This window comes from Pontibacterium granulatum (assembly GCF_029961155.1).
Classification (GTDB): Bacteria; Pseudomonadota; Gammaproteobacteria; order Pseudomonadales; family Balneatricaceae; genus Pontibacterium; species Pontibacterium granulatum.
Window position 1 is genome coordinate 139,099 of sequence record NZ_JASBRH010000004.1, and the last position, 13,930, is coordinate 153,028.

Annotated in this window: 14 protein-coding genes; 7 read left to right on the forward strand and 7 right to left on the reverse strand. The window is 51.0% G+C overall.

Features of this window, described 5'->3' with window-relative positions:
* Positions 1 to 144: 144 nt before the first annotated feature.
* From QKW35_RS05370 to QKW35_RS05395, 6 genes are all read right to left on the reverse strand, one after another.
* On the reverse strand, positions 145 to 420 hold the full coding sequence (locus tag QKW35_RS05370; RefSeq protein WP_282351299.1) for a hypothetical protein: 276 nt from the start codon (positions 418 to 420) through the stop codon (positions 145 to 147).
* Between the two features lie 14 nt (positions 421 to 434).
* Positions 435 to 2,111: a type II and III secretion system protein family protein gene (locus QKW35_RS05375; protein WP_282351300.1), complete on the reverse strand. Its 1,677-nt coding sequence runs from the start codon at positions 2,109 to 2,111 to the stop codon at positions 435 to 437.
* An 88-nt stretch (positions 2,112 to 2,199) separates the two neighbouring features.
* Positions 2,200 to 2,982, reverse strand: a complete 783-nt coding sequence (gene cpaB, locus QKW35_RS05380) for a Flp pilus assembly protein CpaB (RefSeq protein ID WP_282351301.1) — start codon at positions 2,980 to 2,982, stop codon at positions 2,200 to 2,202.
* Between the two features lie 22 nt (positions 2,983 to 3,004).
* Positions 3,005 to 4,345 (reverse strand): P-loop NTPase family protein, encoded by a 1,341-nt coding sequence (locus QKW35_RS05385; protein WP_282351303.1) that lies wholly within the window; start codon positions 4,343 to 4,345, stop codon positions 3,005 to 3,007.
* A gap of 15 nt (positions 4,346 to 4,360) precedes the next feature.
* Positions 4,361 to 4,942: an A24 family peptidase gene (locus QKW35_RS05390; RefSeq protein ID WP_282351305.1), complete on the reverse strand. Its 582-nt coding sequence runs from the start codon at positions 4,940 to 4,942 to the stop codon at positions 4,361 to 4,363.
* A gap of 43 nt (positions 4,943 to 4,985) precedes the next feature.
* The gene (locus tag QKW35_RS05395) at positions 4,986 to 5,192 is read right to left on the reverse strand and encodes a Flp family type IVb pilin (RefSeq protein ID WP_282351306.1); all 207 of its coding nucleotides are present in this window, start codon (positions 5,190 to 5,192) and stop codon (positions 4,986 to 4,988) included.
* A 331-nt stretch (positions 5,193 to 5,523) separates the two neighbouring features.
* Here QKW35_RS05395 and QKW35_RS05400 point away from each other — a divergent pair, with 331 nt between their 5' ends.
* Complete coding sequence (locus QKW35_RS05400; protein ID WP_282351307.1) at positions 5,524 to 6,369, forward strand: response regulator transcription factor; 846 nt, start codon at positions 5,524 to 5,526, stop codon at positions 6,367 to 6,369.
* Positions 6,370 to 6,453: 84 nt separating this feature from the next.
* Here QKW35_RS05400 and QKW35_RS05405 read toward each other — a convergent pair whose 3' ends face one another.
* A complete protein-coding gene (locus tag QKW35_RS05405) occupies positions 6,454 to 8,130 on the reverse strand; it encodes an AMP-binding protein (protein WP_282351308.1) in 1,677 nt (558 codons plus the stop codon).
* A gap of 777 nt (positions 8,131 to 8,907) precedes the next feature.
* Between QKW35_RS05405 and QKW35_RS05410 the strand changes: the two genes are divergently transcribed.
* The 6 genes from QKW35_RS05410 to QKW35_RS05435 all read left to right on the forward strand — a co-directional run bounded on the left by QKW35_RS05410 (position 8,908) and on the right by QKW35_RS05435 (position 13,817).
* A complete protein-coding gene (locus QKW35_RS05410) occupies positions 8,908 to 9,342 on the forward strand; it encodes a VOC family protein (RefSeq protein ID WP_282351309.1) in 435 nt (144 codons plus the stop codon).
* Positions 9,343 to 9,412: 70 nt separating this feature from the next.
* The gene (locus QKW35_RS05415; RefSeq protein WP_282351311.1) at positions 9,413 to 10,267 is read left to right on the forward strand and encodes a 3-hydroxybutyryl-CoA dehydrogenase; all 855 of its coding nucleotides are present in this window, start codon (positions 9,413 to 9,415) and stop codon (positions 10,265 to 10,267) included.
* Between the two features lie 107 nt (positions 10,268 to 10,374).
* Positions 10,375 to 10,878: a SixA phosphatase family protein gene (locus tag QKW35_RS05420; RefSeq protein ID WP_282351312.1), complete on the forward strand. Its 504-nt coding sequence runs from the start codon at positions 10,375 to 10,377 to the stop codon at positions 10,876 to 10,878.
* 128 nt (positions 10,879 to 11,006) lie between these two features.
* The gene (locus QKW35_RS05425) at positions 11,007 to 11,963 is read left to right on the forward strand and encodes an AEC family transporter (protein WP_282351313.1); all 957 of its coding nucleotides are present in this window, start codon (positions 11,007 to 11,009) and stop codon (positions 11,961 to 11,963) included.
* Between the two features lie 75 nt (positions 11,964 to 12,038).
* Positions 12,039 to 13,214: an SO_0444 family Cu/Zn efflux transporter gene (locus QKW35_RS05430; protein WP_282351314.1), complete on the forward strand. Its 1,176-nt coding sequence runs from the start codon at positions 12,039 to 12,041 to the stop codon at positions 13,212 to 13,214.
* 6 nt (positions 13,215 to 13,220) lie between these two features.
* Positions 13,221 to 13,817, forward strand: a complete 597-nt coding sequence (locus tag QKW35_RS05435) for an ankyrin repeat domain-containing protein (RefSeq protein WP_282351315.1) — start codon at positions 13,221 to 13,223, stop codon at positions 13,815 to 13,817.
* The last annotated feature ends 113 nt before the right edge of the window (positions 13,818 to 13,930 follow it).

A 13,930-nucleotide genomic window follows, 5' to 3' on the forward strand; every position in this document is an offset into this window, starting at 1 on the left:
CACGTTGACGATGTGCACTCCGTGGAAATTTAACCCGAGTTGAATAAGACCCGTTCATTGCCAGTTCCTCCTATTCAACAACCCATGTTTAGGGGAATTCCCCCATCGACTTTTGATATCGACGGGGAAATAGCCAGATTGACGTTATTGACCGATGTTGACCTCAATCGTATTACGCACGGCATCGCGATTTGCCGTATCTGCGCGATACGTCTTGACCACACGTTCAGCGATAGTCCCATCCAGAGGTGGATTCCCTGCTTCAACTACTTTTTCTGGAAATGCGGTTTGCTGTTCAACCATTTCGTTGACAGCATCACCCTGCGTAGGCCAAGGCGCATTACCGTATCCGGCGCAACCACCCACTACAAAACACAGGGCCAGAACAACAACTGATACGAAAGTCTTTTCAAGTTTCATTGCTCCGTCCTCCTCTAGTGGATACTGTGGCCAAACTTACTCTCTGATCCGCCCGCTGCCGATCGAATCACAGTGTCAGTTTCATCAATTCCAAAGCTCTGGGCCACCGAACTCTCCGGATCAGATTCTGCAGAGTCAGACTGGATCTCGTCAGTTTTTTCAGATTCCTCTGCTGCAGTATCCTGAGAAACAACACCATGCGTACGGCCTAGTACGTAGAACTCGAAATCACTGGGTTCGACAAATCCATCTCCGGGAAGCGCAATTTCATCTGCATTGAATGGCTGAGCAAGTGTTGGTGTCACCATGATGACCAGCTCAGTTTCACCCTTTTCAAACTCCTGACTGCGGAAAAGATGCCCGAGTACAGGTATATCCCCTAGGCCAGGGAACTTGCTGACCACATCGCGCATGTTTTCATTAATCAGGCCTGCAATGCCGATAGTCTGCCCATCACCTAATTCAACAGTAGAACGAGCACTTCTTTTGGTTAGTGCAGGCACAAAGAATCCTGAGCTTGAGGAACCGGATCCGAGTGTTATTGCACTGGTACTGGTTAGCTCGGTAACACTGACATTGAGATTCAGATTGATTCGCCCCGAATCCAGCACCACCGGAATAAACTTCAACCCCACACCAAACTCTTTGAATTCAATAGTGATACCATCATCATCAGGCACAGGGATTGGGAACTCCCCACCAGACAAAAACTCTGCCTCCTGACCTGTCAATGCGGTTAGAGTCGGTTCAGCAAGAATTTTGGCTAAGTCATTATCTTTTGCTGCATCGATAGCCAGGGAAAACAAGAAATTATCATCCAGGTAACCCGCAAATAATCCCTTATCCTCGATAGCCAAATTTCCCGGTGCAAACTCATCCACCGCTGGTCCGGCAATACTGCCACTGTTGAAAAGTCCAGTCCTCGCACTAACGACTTCCCCGGTGTCTCCTACCTCACCGAAACTGAGTGAGTCCGGAAATGTAGCGCCGCCACTTACAGCACCGAAATTAGTGTGATCTCCAGTGACAAAAGTGTGAAACTTTATGCCCAGGCGCTTCATCACGGAGCGAGAGACCTCAGCAACTGTGACCTTTAACATCACCTGTTGGGATCCTCCGATGCTCATCAGGTTGATGACACTCCCTTCCTGAGTTGCCCCCTCATCATCTGGTTTTTGGAGATAGCTATTAGCTACCTTCATCGCAGTGTCCATATTCACCGCGTTCGAAACCTCACCGCTAAGAACGATCGCGCCCTGAGACATATTTACGCGGATGGACTCACCGGGAAGCAGCTGGTGTAGTTTGGCTTTCAGGGAGTTAAGATCAGGTGTCACCTCAACATCCAAGGACTGGGTGAGGTTGTTACTCTTATCCCACATAAGGATATTTGTCGTACCAATCCCGTTGCCTACGATGTAAACCTGATTGGCACGCATCACCAAAATATCAGCGACCCCTTTATTACCTACCGATATTTTGTGTACCGGACCGTCCAATTGGATTATCCGTGATTTATAAAGTGGAACGTTGACGGTTTGCGCGACCCTCTCCAGGGCTACAGCCTGAGCTGCCGCATTCGCATTGCTGAAGCTCAGCGAAGCGATCAGCAGCAGCATCAAGAACTGCATCATCCATCTCTCCGACAGGCTGTGTAGGCCTGTATTTTCTACGGTTGCTGAATATGCCATGATCATTCCTCTGCTATCCCTTGTGGCGTGATCACGAGGTCTTTTCAGGCTTCATGAATCTCCACACATCACTGTTGTTGCAACTGCATTACATCGGAACCTTCTTCGACTGCCATTCGGTGCCCTTGATCACGATTACTTTCGGAGGGGCACTATAAGTGCGCTTAATTTTTGGTTTAGGCTTTGCCGTAGCAACTTGTTGCTGTGGCTCATCCTCTGTTGGATTACGCAATGTCAACTGTATTGATCCTTCACCTCTCGCTTTTGCCAAACGTTCAGCCTCACGCGGTGTGACTTCCAGCGTCACCGCACGAACCACAATGGGTTCGTTTTTGTCGGTACGTGCAGTCTGATCAACCGCCAGGACTTTTAGATCACGCAATACAGTTTCCGTAATCACCCGCTTGCTTTTGCCAGACGCGCGGGAGGCGATGACATCCACGCGATTACCCGGCAGCAAAAACCCACCAACCCCGACCACATCGTCTACGCGAACAGTAAATGCACGCATATTTGGCTCAATTAACGCTGCCAGCGTCGCTCCTTCGAGATGATCCGAAACACGCTCGCTACGGATAATTTCATCTGGAAGCATTATGTTTTTAGCCACCTTTCCCTCCAAATCAGACACCGCACGGTAGCTGTTTGAGGGTGCAACCTCCTCAGGCATCATCACCACCTTAAGATGGCGTTTTTCAATTGTATGCCCGTACGGGATATCCAGTGCCGCGACAACCACGGGTGTGCCAACCACCTCCTGCTTGGCAACTGAAGGTTGCTGCGCGCTAATCCAGTTATTCGCAATCCAAGCGGCGCCTACGGCGAAGGCGACTGACAGGAAGAACAACGTCACCGTTCTGCTTTTAATCATGAGACCCCCTCCTCAAGAGGAATTAAAATTCACTCATCTGTTTCTGTTGATCGATGCTCACGAAGTAGCTGTTCCATGCCCAGTCCAGATGTTCTGGCATAAGCTCGCCCTCCCCTCCCTGATATAGGAATCGGTCCCAGGCCATACCCAGAAGATCGCGCGGATGACATGGACGTAGGGCTACCCCCTTCGCGCCATGAAGCTGATACAAAACGTAGTGCAGAAGCTCTGGATTAAACGGAATATCACGCTCTCCACATTCCTGTCTCCAGATCTGCTCATACTGATCCGGCTCTAGAAAACCGAAATACACCTTGTAGCCGATGCGTCGCAAAAAAGCCTCGTCAGCCAAATCTAGTGGATTGATATTGGAGGAGAACACCACGACTTGATCGAACGGCGTCTGTACATGTTTACCCGCCCCAAGCGTGAGATAATCTTTATGCTCTTCAAGCGGAACGATCCAACGGTTAAAAATCTCCATCGGTGTGGCACGCTGCCGCCCCATATCGTCGATAATGAACATCCCGTTATTCGCTTTCAGTTGCAGGGGAGCCTGGTACTCCTTCAATACCGGATTAAAGTTCACCTCAAGCATTTCCATGCCCAGCTCGCCCCCGGTAATAACTACAGGTCTTTCACAACGAACAAAGCGAGCATCGTAGTCATCGTTGAGGCGCAAATTAGGGTTGGTTTTGATCTCCTCAACTGGACGATGAATCAGCGGATCAAAAAGGCTGACCACACTGCCATCGATCTCAAGCGCATAAGGAATCAGACAGCTGTCATCAAACAGGTTAAGCATCTTTTGCGTGATATAGGTTTTACCAGTACCCGCGGGTCCATAGATAAATATCGCACGACCTGAATTGAGCGCTGGACCCAGCTGATCCTTAAGTTCTGCTTTTAGCGTAACTTTGGAAAAGGCTCGGTAAAATTTGTCACGTGTCACATTAAAGTTATGTATTGACTGAGCAGCGACAACTGAACGGTAATGTTCAATAGGAACAGGTACAGGCCCTGTGTAGCCACTTTTGGCAAGGGCTTCGAATGCGTAATCACGCCCCCTCTGGGTTAAACCATAGTGCAACTCGCGGTGTTCAAAACCTCGGGAGTGGACCTCTATCAGCACCTCTTTACGCAGAAAGTTGATCACCTCTTCGATCACCGGCCCGGATAAAGCCAGACGCTGCATCAACTGTTTAAGGGTTAGCAGGCCCGCATCATTAATGTGCTTTACGAATAGCTCCGCTAAGAAATGAGCGGTTAAACCGGTATCCTCTACATTCGTGGGCCTTGGTGCTAACGCCTTAATCCCTTGATCTTCCTGTATGGCCATTGAGGAAATAGTCTCGGTATTCATGGTTTGCCCTCTCATTCATTCGCCCGATCCCAACAACTGCCACTGATAGCTCAACTCACTTGTCAGGTGATAAAAATCCAGATCCCCAACCCGATATAGGGCTGTTGCAACTCCAACTGCGATACATACAGCAAATGGGAAACGCTTTCGGGTGACTGAGCTAGCGTCTGGAGATACATACGATTTCATTTGTATAGATACGGCATAGCGCTGAATAGAAGCCATCCACTCACGCTTTACCGTAACAAGCAAAATTCCATACAGACCGGCTAAACAAACGCCATAGGCAGCAGAAAGCACAGTCGTCTCCCACCCGACAAAGGTCCCAACAGCAGCCATCAGCTTCACATCACCGGCCCCCATCCCCCCTAAAAGGTAGATGGGCAGCAAAACCGCTAAGCCGGTAGCTGCCCCTAATAACGCGTTCGATCCACCAATCCAGCCAAGAAAGATGGTCTGAAGAGCTAAGCCCAAGATCAAAGCTGGAAATGTCAGCCAGTTTGGGATTTTGTGACACCGAAAATCCACCACTGAAGCAACCATAAGTACGACAAGGAGGATGACGGTTGATAAATCATAGGTTTGATAAGCCAACATCGTTCATCCTCCATAATTGCCTGAACAGCTCTTCTCTCAAGTCTTAAGCACAAGCTGCATATACGTAATCATTACCAGTTTCTAAGGTAGTTTTGATGCCTGTGATCACGCCACACACTGCTGCACCAAGATCATCAAATGCAGTGATTACCGCAGCAGCAATCAGACTACCCGCTACTGCGTACTCAACAGTGGTCAGACCTTCTTCTTCTTTCACAAATGCAATCAATTTTTCTTTGAGAGTCATCATTGTCCTGTCCTCGGTTTGTGCATGTTCTGCTTGTTTGAATCAGCGTTGCATGCAGGTATGTCAATCAACTCACACGGGGAACTATAGGAGGGGTGTTTGGACAGGGTTGGGACTATTTTGCGTAAACACTGGGACTATTTTGTGATTTCTACCAATCCACTCAAAAATGAAAATGTTTCAAGCGAAACGAACTATAGATGAAGGGCTTAGCTCAATAGCTGTAAAGTTTTGGACTAAACTGCTTTGTATGGTGTTAAAGGTTGTTAACAAACACTGGGTTACAGCTGTACACTTATAAGCCACCTGTTACACGGACTTGGAAGCGGAATTCATGGAAAAATCAGTGTTATTCTGGATAGACATGAAAGCCTCAAGTAGTGATGAAGGCATCTCAGTCTTGTTTGAAAAGTACTTTTCAGTACGCGTTATGGCACCCGAGACAGTCACCTCTGAGGAAGCAGTATCACTGCATCCCAGGGCCATCTGCTTCGACTACGACTTCCCAGACAAATATGGTTTGGATCTATTGAGAAACACCCGTATGAGTTATCCGGATGTACCGGTTCTGCTTCTGACAGAGCAACATTCAGAAGCTCTAGCGGTTTGGGCACTCCGCATGCGTGTATGGGACTTCTTGGTAAAACCTCTAAATGCGGCTCAAGCAGAACAAGAAATTCAACAGCTAAGAAAGCAGATTGAATCCCACGATCATTGGGAAAATACGCCGTTTAATGGCTCGCAGGCACCTCCGATTCCTGAAGAAGCCCGTTTTATTAATAACGGCACTCAGGAAGAACGCGCACTGGCTCCTGCGATCTCTTATATCCAACAACACTTTACCGAAAAGATTACGGAAGAACAGATGGCTTGCCTGTGTCGCATGCGCCCCTTCCAGTTCAGTCGCAGCTTCCGCAAACAGTGTGGTATCACCTTCCAGGAGTTTGTACAGAGAACCCGAATCGAAGAGGCGATGCGACTCTTGCAGAATCCCAACATGCCTATTCTGGATATTGCACTCTCAGTTGGGTTTAGGGACCAATCTTACTTTACACGCGTCTTTAAAAAGCACATTGGCGTAGCACCTACCGCCTACCGTGAAAGCAGAACCCGTATAGCAGATCAAAGCAGTACATCTCACGAAACCCTCGATATGTTCCAACCATCAGTATCTGCCTAACACCGCAGTAACCCCTCTCAGCCACAGGGGACGTGGCTCCCAACACCCCCAACCAAATACCTTAAACGACTACCCCAAACTACGTTAGCCAGCAGCCCGATTTACATTATCCACAGCGGTGCGATCTCTTAACTCCCTGCGCAATACCTTACCCACGTTTGTTTTTGGTAGCTCGTTCACGAACTCAACATATTGTGGCACTTTGTAACGCGTCAGCTGCTGCTGGCACCATTCACGTATCTGTTCGGTCGTGAGCACATCAGCCTCCGTCACCACGAATGCCTTCACCACCTCACCGCAAATATCATCCGGTACACCAATCGCGGCACATTCAACGACATCCGGATGCGAACACAAAACATCTTCCACCTCGTTGGGGTAGACGTTAAAACCGGAGGTGATAATCATATCTTTCGCCCGATCCACGATGCGCAGATACCCATCTTTCTGCATTACGGCAATATCACCGGTGCGAAAATAACCATCCTTGGTGAAGGCCTGATCGGTTGCCTCAGGACGCTGCCAGTAGCCTTTCATGACCTGGGGGCCACGAACACACAACTCACCGGGAGCATCATCAGCTACTGCATTTCCATCATCCCCAATCACTTTGACCTCGGTTGCGGAGACCGGCAAGCCAATGCTGCCCAGCTGAACAGCATCGTAGGGGTTCACGGCAACCACGGGCGATGTTTCCGTCAGTCCATAACCTTCCATAATTTCGCACCCGGTTATGGATTGCCATTCAGCGGCGGCGGCGTGTGTCAGTGCCATACCGCCAGAGACGGTCATCCTCAGCTGCTCAAAATCCAGTTCAGCGAACTCAGGTTGTTTACACAACGCCACGAAAAGGGTGTTTAAACCCAAAAAAGTCGTCGGCGGCCAGTGCCCCATCTCTTTTATAAGGTTGGGAATATCGCGTGGATTCGGGATAAGAACACTATGACCGCCCGCAAGCATCACAACCTGAGACAAGGTGAAGGCATAGATATGGTAGAGCGGCAGCGGCGCGATCACCGCATCCTGCCAGCCATTCCCAACCGCATTGATGCGCTCGTAGGATTGCAGGATGTTGGACACAAGATTGGCATGAGTGAGCATCGCGCCCTTGGATACACCGGTTGTACCGCCGGTATACTGCAGCACCGCCAGATCTTCGGGATGAACCTCCAATGGCTCTGGAATCCCACCTAGACACAGATCAAGCGCATCGAACAGTGGAACCGCCTCGGGCAACCTAAACGGCGGTTCCATCTTTTTAACGTATTTCACCGCTGCGTTAATCAGCACCCGTTTTATTAAGCTGTGCAAATCCCCCACCTGGGTAACGAATACAGTCTCAATCGACGTATCGTCCAGAATCTCTTCCGCCTTGCACGCCATGCTTTTGTGAATAACCAACGCCTTTGCACCAGAATCCCGGAACTGATATCGCATTTCGGATGCGGTATAGAGGGGGTTGGTGTTCACGACAACCAGGCCTGCACGCAATGCGCCCAGCAATACGATTGGATACTGAACAATGTTGGGTAACTGAATGGCTATCCTGTCTCCGGGCTCAAGGCTGGTATGTTTCTGAAGATATACCGCAAACGCATCGGCCAGTTCATCCAGCTCCTGATAGCTCAGGGTACGCCCTAAACTGGTAAACACCGGTTTCTGTGCAAATTCCCTGCAGGCCCATGCTGCAACGTCCAAAACGTTGTTAAATCCCTGCGGGTTTATCTCACTTGGTACTACGTTGCCTCGCACTTCACTCATGACAGCGCCCCTTCCTGACTCTTACTGGTGTTATCACCTCCCTTAGTATGGCATCACTCAACAAATAAGCCTGCTTTGAGGTTTCGATATCGTAAACCGGTGTAGCCAAGATGCGGCGTATCAGGTAGCTGGACTGTTTTTATCATTCACCGCTATAAAAAAGACATTTTGAATAATAAAGTGTCGCTATTGCCACTCCTGCCTACTTAAAAGAATCAATTGATTTACAAAGAAAATTAAATCGATTATCAAATTAACCCTTTAATTACTAAGGAATAAATGTATAAATTTTTCATTTTTTAAAGTGTATTTTTTTTGATCAGTGCTAGCCTTAAGTGACGCATTGCTCAAAGAAGCCTTGCTCAACATACAATCGAATGGAGCCCGCATCGTTCGGGCCTGCTAACCATTGGTAAGCTTAAAAAAGGACATGACCAACCAAAAGAAATTGAGGGCGGTTAACAATGAGGAGCAACCCACCCCCTCTGAATGAGGGTTTCAAACTCGACCGGGAAATCGAAATGGAATTAACAAACGTACTAACGGATGAGGAGGTAGAAGCCACTTTGCAAGAACGTCTGGAAGCCTTTGAACTCACATGGAAAATTATCGACAACGGCCTCTTAGACGAACACTAACATGCAAATCACTTACTGACGGCCCCCGGCGATAATAGCGGTTAAATTCAGCGAGTAGGTTAAAACTAAAAAACAAACCGGGGGCTCATTTATTTAAAGATATTGATCATCGATTCGGCTTCACGATAAATACCAGCCTATGAAAACACCACGCCTGACCCACATTGCCCTGCACGTCCAAGATATCGATGCCTGTATAAGGTTTTATCATACGTACTGCGGCATGGAGATCATCCACCAGCGCCACCATGAACCTAAACGGATTGTATGGATGGCCGAACCAGACCGCGAGACCGACTTTATTTTTGTGCTGATGAATGGCGGTAATGACCTTGAGCTAGCAGCCGACGACTATCGACACTTTGGATTTGCCCTGGAAAGCAAAGACGCTGTTGACCAACTCGCCGCAAACGCACGCGAGGCCGGCGACCTGGTGTGGGAACCACGTCAGGAGCCTTTCCCGGTGGGCTACTACTGCGGCTTGTGTGATCCCAACGGCAACTACGTGGAGTTCAGCTACGGCCAGCCCCTCGGCCCCGGTGCAAACGATTTCGACAAGCTGACCGACAGCTAACCCTTACCTGAAATAAGCACTTTCCCGTATACTGCGCAGATCTATCCACTGCGAAAGGGAACGGGACACGATGACTGAGATCAACCAGGTTGGCGTAGTTGGCGCCGGACAGATGGGGGCAGGTATTGCCCAGGTAATTGCTGCGGCGGGTTTACCGGTACGCGTGTCGGATCTAAACCTGCAAGCCGCCGAAACCGGTGTGCAAACGATTGCCAAGCGCCTGCAATCCCAGGTAGAACGCGAGAAGATCACCCAGGCAGATGCGGATGCCATCGTTCAGAACATCATGCCTGTCGGCTCCCTTACCGAACTCGCCGACTGCGACCTGGTGATCGAGGCTGCAAGTGAGGATATCACGCTCAAGCTCAACCTGTTCCAGCATCTGGATTCAGTCTGCAAACCCGAGACCCTGCTCGCCTCCAACACCAGCTCCATCAGTATCACCACCATCGGTGCGGCAACCAGTCGCCCAGAAAAAGTAGTGGGTATGCACTTCTTTAACCCGGTGCCGGTCATGGCACTGGTTGAAGTGATCCGTGGTCTGGCTACCAGCGATGACACCTTTGATACCGTCAAGGCTTTCACCGAAAAGCTGGGCAAAAATCCGGTTGCCTGCAACGACAAAGCCGGTTTTGTCGTTAACCGCATCCTGATCCCGATGCTGAACGAAGCCTGCTACGTGCTGGAAGAAGGGATCGCCAATGTGGAAGACATCGATGCCGCCATGCAACTGGGGTGTGCCCATCCGATGGGGCCGCTCACCCTCGCCGACTTTATCGGCCTCGACACCTGCCTGGCGGTCATGGAGGTCTTGCATCGGGATCTGGGCGAAGATAAATACCGACCCGCACCGCTGCTGCGTAAATATGTGGCGGCGGGCTGGCTGGGCAAGAAAAGCGGTCGTGGCTTCTACGACTATCGCTAAGTAGCCTTCCCCATGTTGCCCGGGATTGGCGCGGTACCGGGCAACAATTTACGTTGTGATTTCTCCACTTTGCCACAATACTTGTAACTCAAAGGGGGGAAAATTCCATGCGCCAGCTCACCCTGATCCGCCATGCAAAATCCAGTTGGGACGATCCTACACTTTCCGACTTCGAACGCCCTCTCAACAAACGCGGTACCCGCGACCTCGCAGCCTTGGGCGAACGCGTCGCCGAATTCAACCTTTATCCCGACCGCATCCTGAGCAGTGGAGCCGCGCGCGCGATGACAACCGCCGAAGCGGTGAGTCAGGCACTGGAGATTCCAACAGAAGAGATCCGCGAGATTCCCGAACTGTACGAATCCTGTTACGAGACGCTGCTGAACGTACTGCAGAACCAGTCCGACCGCTACCGCCACATCATGCTGTTTGGTCATAATCCGGGGCTGGAGATGCTGGGATACTTCCTCACCCACGAAGAGCTGGATAAATTCCCTACCGGTGCCCTGATGCATATCCATCTGAGCATCACCAGTTGGTCAGAGCTGGCCGAAAGCTGCGGCACCCTCACGTTGTTTGATTATCCCAAGAAACACCTGACGACGACCTAGTTGCACCTGACCGCCATCTCATAAGCAGCTGACCAAACGTCTAAATTTCACTCACCCTTTGGTCGCAACCTCTGTGTTAGAATCCCGCCTGCATTTTTCCTGCATATCACATTCAGTGGACGATACCCTTGGACCTCTATCTGCAGTCGCTGGCGTTTACCGCCAATACCGTTGCTCCAATTTTCTTCATCGTATTTCTCGGCATTGTGCTGAAACGGATCGGTGTTATTGATGCCGCGTTTGTTGGCACCGCCTCCAAGTTGGTGTTCACCTTAACGCTACCGGCTCTGGTCTTTATGGCGATCTCCAGCACCGACTTTTATTCGGTCTTCAACCCCGACCAATTGATCTACTTTGTCGGGGCTACCCTCGTCTCCTTTATTGCGATCTGGTGGCTGGCGGCTCGCTGGATACAGGATGGACGAGACCTGGGCGCATTTATCCAGGGTGCTTTTCGCGGTAACTACGGTGTTATCGGTCTGGCGGTCTCCTACAACCTGTTTGCCGATTCGGGTCTGGCCCAGGCATCGATCCTGCTGGCGATGGTGATCCCGCTTTACAACACCCTATCAATCATCGCCTTGACCGTTCCGTTGCAGAAAGACGGCGGCCTGAAGTTCAGCGACGCTGTGTTGGAGATTCTCAAGAACCCTCTTATCCTGTCCGTGCTGGCCGCGCTACCCTTCTCCTTTATGGGCTGGACACTGCCCGAAGTGGTAGACAAAACCGGACGTTACTTCGCCAATCTCACATTGCCATTAGCACTGCTGGCCATCGGCGGCTCACTGAGCCTCAAAAGTCTGCGCGACAGGTCAGCCATGGCGTTCTGGGCCACAGCCACCAAACTGGTCATCCTGCCAATTATTCTGAGCATCGGTGCCTGGATCTACGGTTTTCGTGGCCAGGAACTGGCGATGCTGTTCATCCTCTTTGGCTGCCCGACCGCCGCAGCCAGCTTCGTGATGGCAAAAGGCAGTGGCGCCAACGGTGAACTGGCCGCCAACATTATTCTGACCACCACCCTGGGATCGGTATTGAGCCTAAGCGCCGGTATTTATCTGCTGCGCGTGTGGGGCATTATCTGACACGATATCGCCGCCTGTTTCACTTCGCGGTATATTTAAAGCACGCAATCTGTTTTCCGCGAGGAGCCGACCGATTTGATCACCTTTCTGGACAATCTGCTGAACATCTATCTGGAGACCGCTCTGTGGTTACTGCTAGGACTCTCCCTTGCAGCGGTCATCAAGGGCTGGATTCCCGAAGCGCTGGTGAAGCGTTTGCTCAGTGGCAATGGTCCCGGTTCAGTCATTCGTGCCGCCCTGATCGGTGCACCGCTCCCGCTTTGCTCCTGCGGCGTATTGCCCACCGCAGTGGGCCTGCATCGTAGCGGGGCCTCCAAACCGGCCACGACCGCATTCCTGATCGCCACACCAGAAACGGGCGTTGATTCCATCACGGTCACCTATGCCCTGATGGGACCGGTGATGGCTGTGATTCGCCCACTGGCTGCGATTACCAGTGCCATCGTGAGTGGCCTGATGGTGTTGTTCTTTGACCGGCCAACCGCGGAGGAACCTGCCTCCCAGCCGGACGCGGTAAAAAGCTGTTGCAGCAGCAATCAAGCCGACCCCGTGCAGAAACAGGCAGTAACAAGCAGCTGTGCGAGTGCATCAACAACACCGCAACCTGAAGTAACTGACAGTTGTTGCAGCCCTAACACAACGCAGAAACGTGCAACTGATACGAAAACAGCAGGATGCTGCGCCAGTAACGACACAACCTCGCAGACAACGCCGGGAATCTGGTCCGGTATGCGCTTCGCGCTGGTCGATATTCTGGACGACATCAAATACTGGATGGCGTTTGGCTTGGTGTTGGCCGCATTGATCGCATCCGTGATCGAACCGGGCAACCTGGCCGCCTACGGCTCAGGCCTCGGTGCGATGCTCCTGATGCTCGTGGTTGGCCTGCCGCTCTACATCTGCGCCAGCGCATCCACGCCGTTGGCAGCAGCGCTTCTGCTTGCAGGGCTCTCTCCCGGTACCGTATTGGTCTTCTTGCTGGTTGGCCCGGCGACTAATATAGCCTCGCTGGGTATTCTGCTGCGCGAGCTGGGCAAACGCGCGTTGATACTCTACCTGTCCGGTATCAGCGTCAGCGCCATTGTGATTGGTCTGCTGGTCGACGGATTGCTCGGTGAACATGCCATCCAATTAGCAGAAGGCATTACCCATCATCAGAACGGCGACACTTACAGCCTGCTACACTGGGCCGCCGCATTTGTTCTGCTAATGTTGACGATCAAACCGCTGCGCAGCCGTTTTGGATTCTGATTACCTATGTGGAAACTATTTTCCGGGCGCCAACAGAAGTTGGCAGATGCCATCACCTCCGCCGATCTCGACAAACTGGCCAAGCTGTTAGCCAAGTTCGAGATCAATGAGCTGGACGCACCGCTGTATGACAACCAGTCGGCAGTTGAACTGGCGATCCTGAACAGGCAGCCCAAATCACTGGAGCTGCTTTTGAACCGAGGTTGTGACGCCAATGCTACCGCCAGTTGTGACACCCCATTGGTCCTGCTAGCGCTGCAGCAGCCAGAAAACAGCCTTGCATTGCTCACACAGTTATTGCGCGCCGGAGCTGATGCCAACACCACCGGTTTGCTGTCCGCATGTTTTTCCCACTGCGCCGAGACAGCGCTGATGGTACATATCAGTCGTCTGATCGAGCATGGCTGTCATATCAGTGGGGACACGGACCTGATGGTACAAGCGTTGGCCACCGAACGATTGGAGCTGATCCATTTCCTGATTAACTCCGGTGCCAACCTGCCTGCCGACACCACGTCGATCAACTGCAGCGAAGAAACGTTAGCGTACGCCAAACGCTGTGAAGATGATCGAAAAGTGCGTGAGATGATGCAGCAGCTCTAACTGATCAAAAATTGCGCTAAATCACTTTTTGTGCACTTTGGAATCAACAAGTGTACGAATTGCATCCACAAAATATCTCGGTCGAAATTGCCGTCTATACTGACCTTCTGTTC

Coding starts and splice junctions, on each gene's coding strand:
- QKW35_RS05370 (WP_282351299.1), bottom strand. CDS start 420: ATGAAACTTGAAAAGACTTTCGTATCAGTTGTTGTTCTGGCCCTGTGT.
- QKW35_RS05375 (WP_282351300.1), bottom strand. CDS start 2,111: ATGGCATATTCAGCAACCGTAGAAAATACAGGCCTACACAGCCTGTCG.
- cpaB (WP_282351301.1), bottom strand. CDS start 2,982: ATGATTAAAAGCAGAACGGTGACGTTGTTCTTCCTGTCAGTCGCCTTC.
- QKW35_RS05385 (WP_282351303.1), bottom strand. CDS start 4,345: ATGAATACCGAGACTATTTCCTCAATGGCCATACAGGAAGATCAAGGG.
- QKW35_RS05390 (WP_282351305.1), bottom strand. CDS start 4,942: ATGTTGGCTTATCAAACCTATGATTTATCAACCGTCATCCTCCTTGTC.
- QKW35_RS05395 (WP_282351306.1), bottom strand. CDS start 5,192: ATGATGACTCTCAAAGAAAAATTGATTGCATTTGTGAAAGAAGAAGAA.
- QKW35_RS05400 (WP_282351307.1), top strand. CDS start 5,524: ATGGAAAAATCAGTGTTATTCTGGATAGACATGAAAGCCTCAAGTAGT.
- QKW35_RS05405 (WP_282351308.1), bottom strand. CDS start 8,130: ATGAGTGAAGTGCGAGGCAACGTAGTACCAAGTGAGATAAACCCGCAG.
- QKW35_RS05410 (WP_282351309.1), top strand. CDS start 8,908: ATGAAAACACCACGCCTGACCCACATTGCCCTGCACGTCCAAGATATC.
- QKW35_RS05415 (WP_282351311.1), top strand. CDS start 9,413: ATGACTGAGATCAACCAGGTTGGCGTAGTTGGCGCCGGACAGATGGGG.
- QKW35_RS05420 (WP_282351312.1), top strand. CDS start 10,375: ATGCGCCAGCTCACCCTGATCCGCCATGCAAAATCCAGTTGGGACGAT.
- QKW35_RS05435 (WP_282351315.1), top strand. CDS start 13,221: ATGTGGAAACTATTTTCCGGGCGCCAACAGAAGTTGGCAGATGCCATC.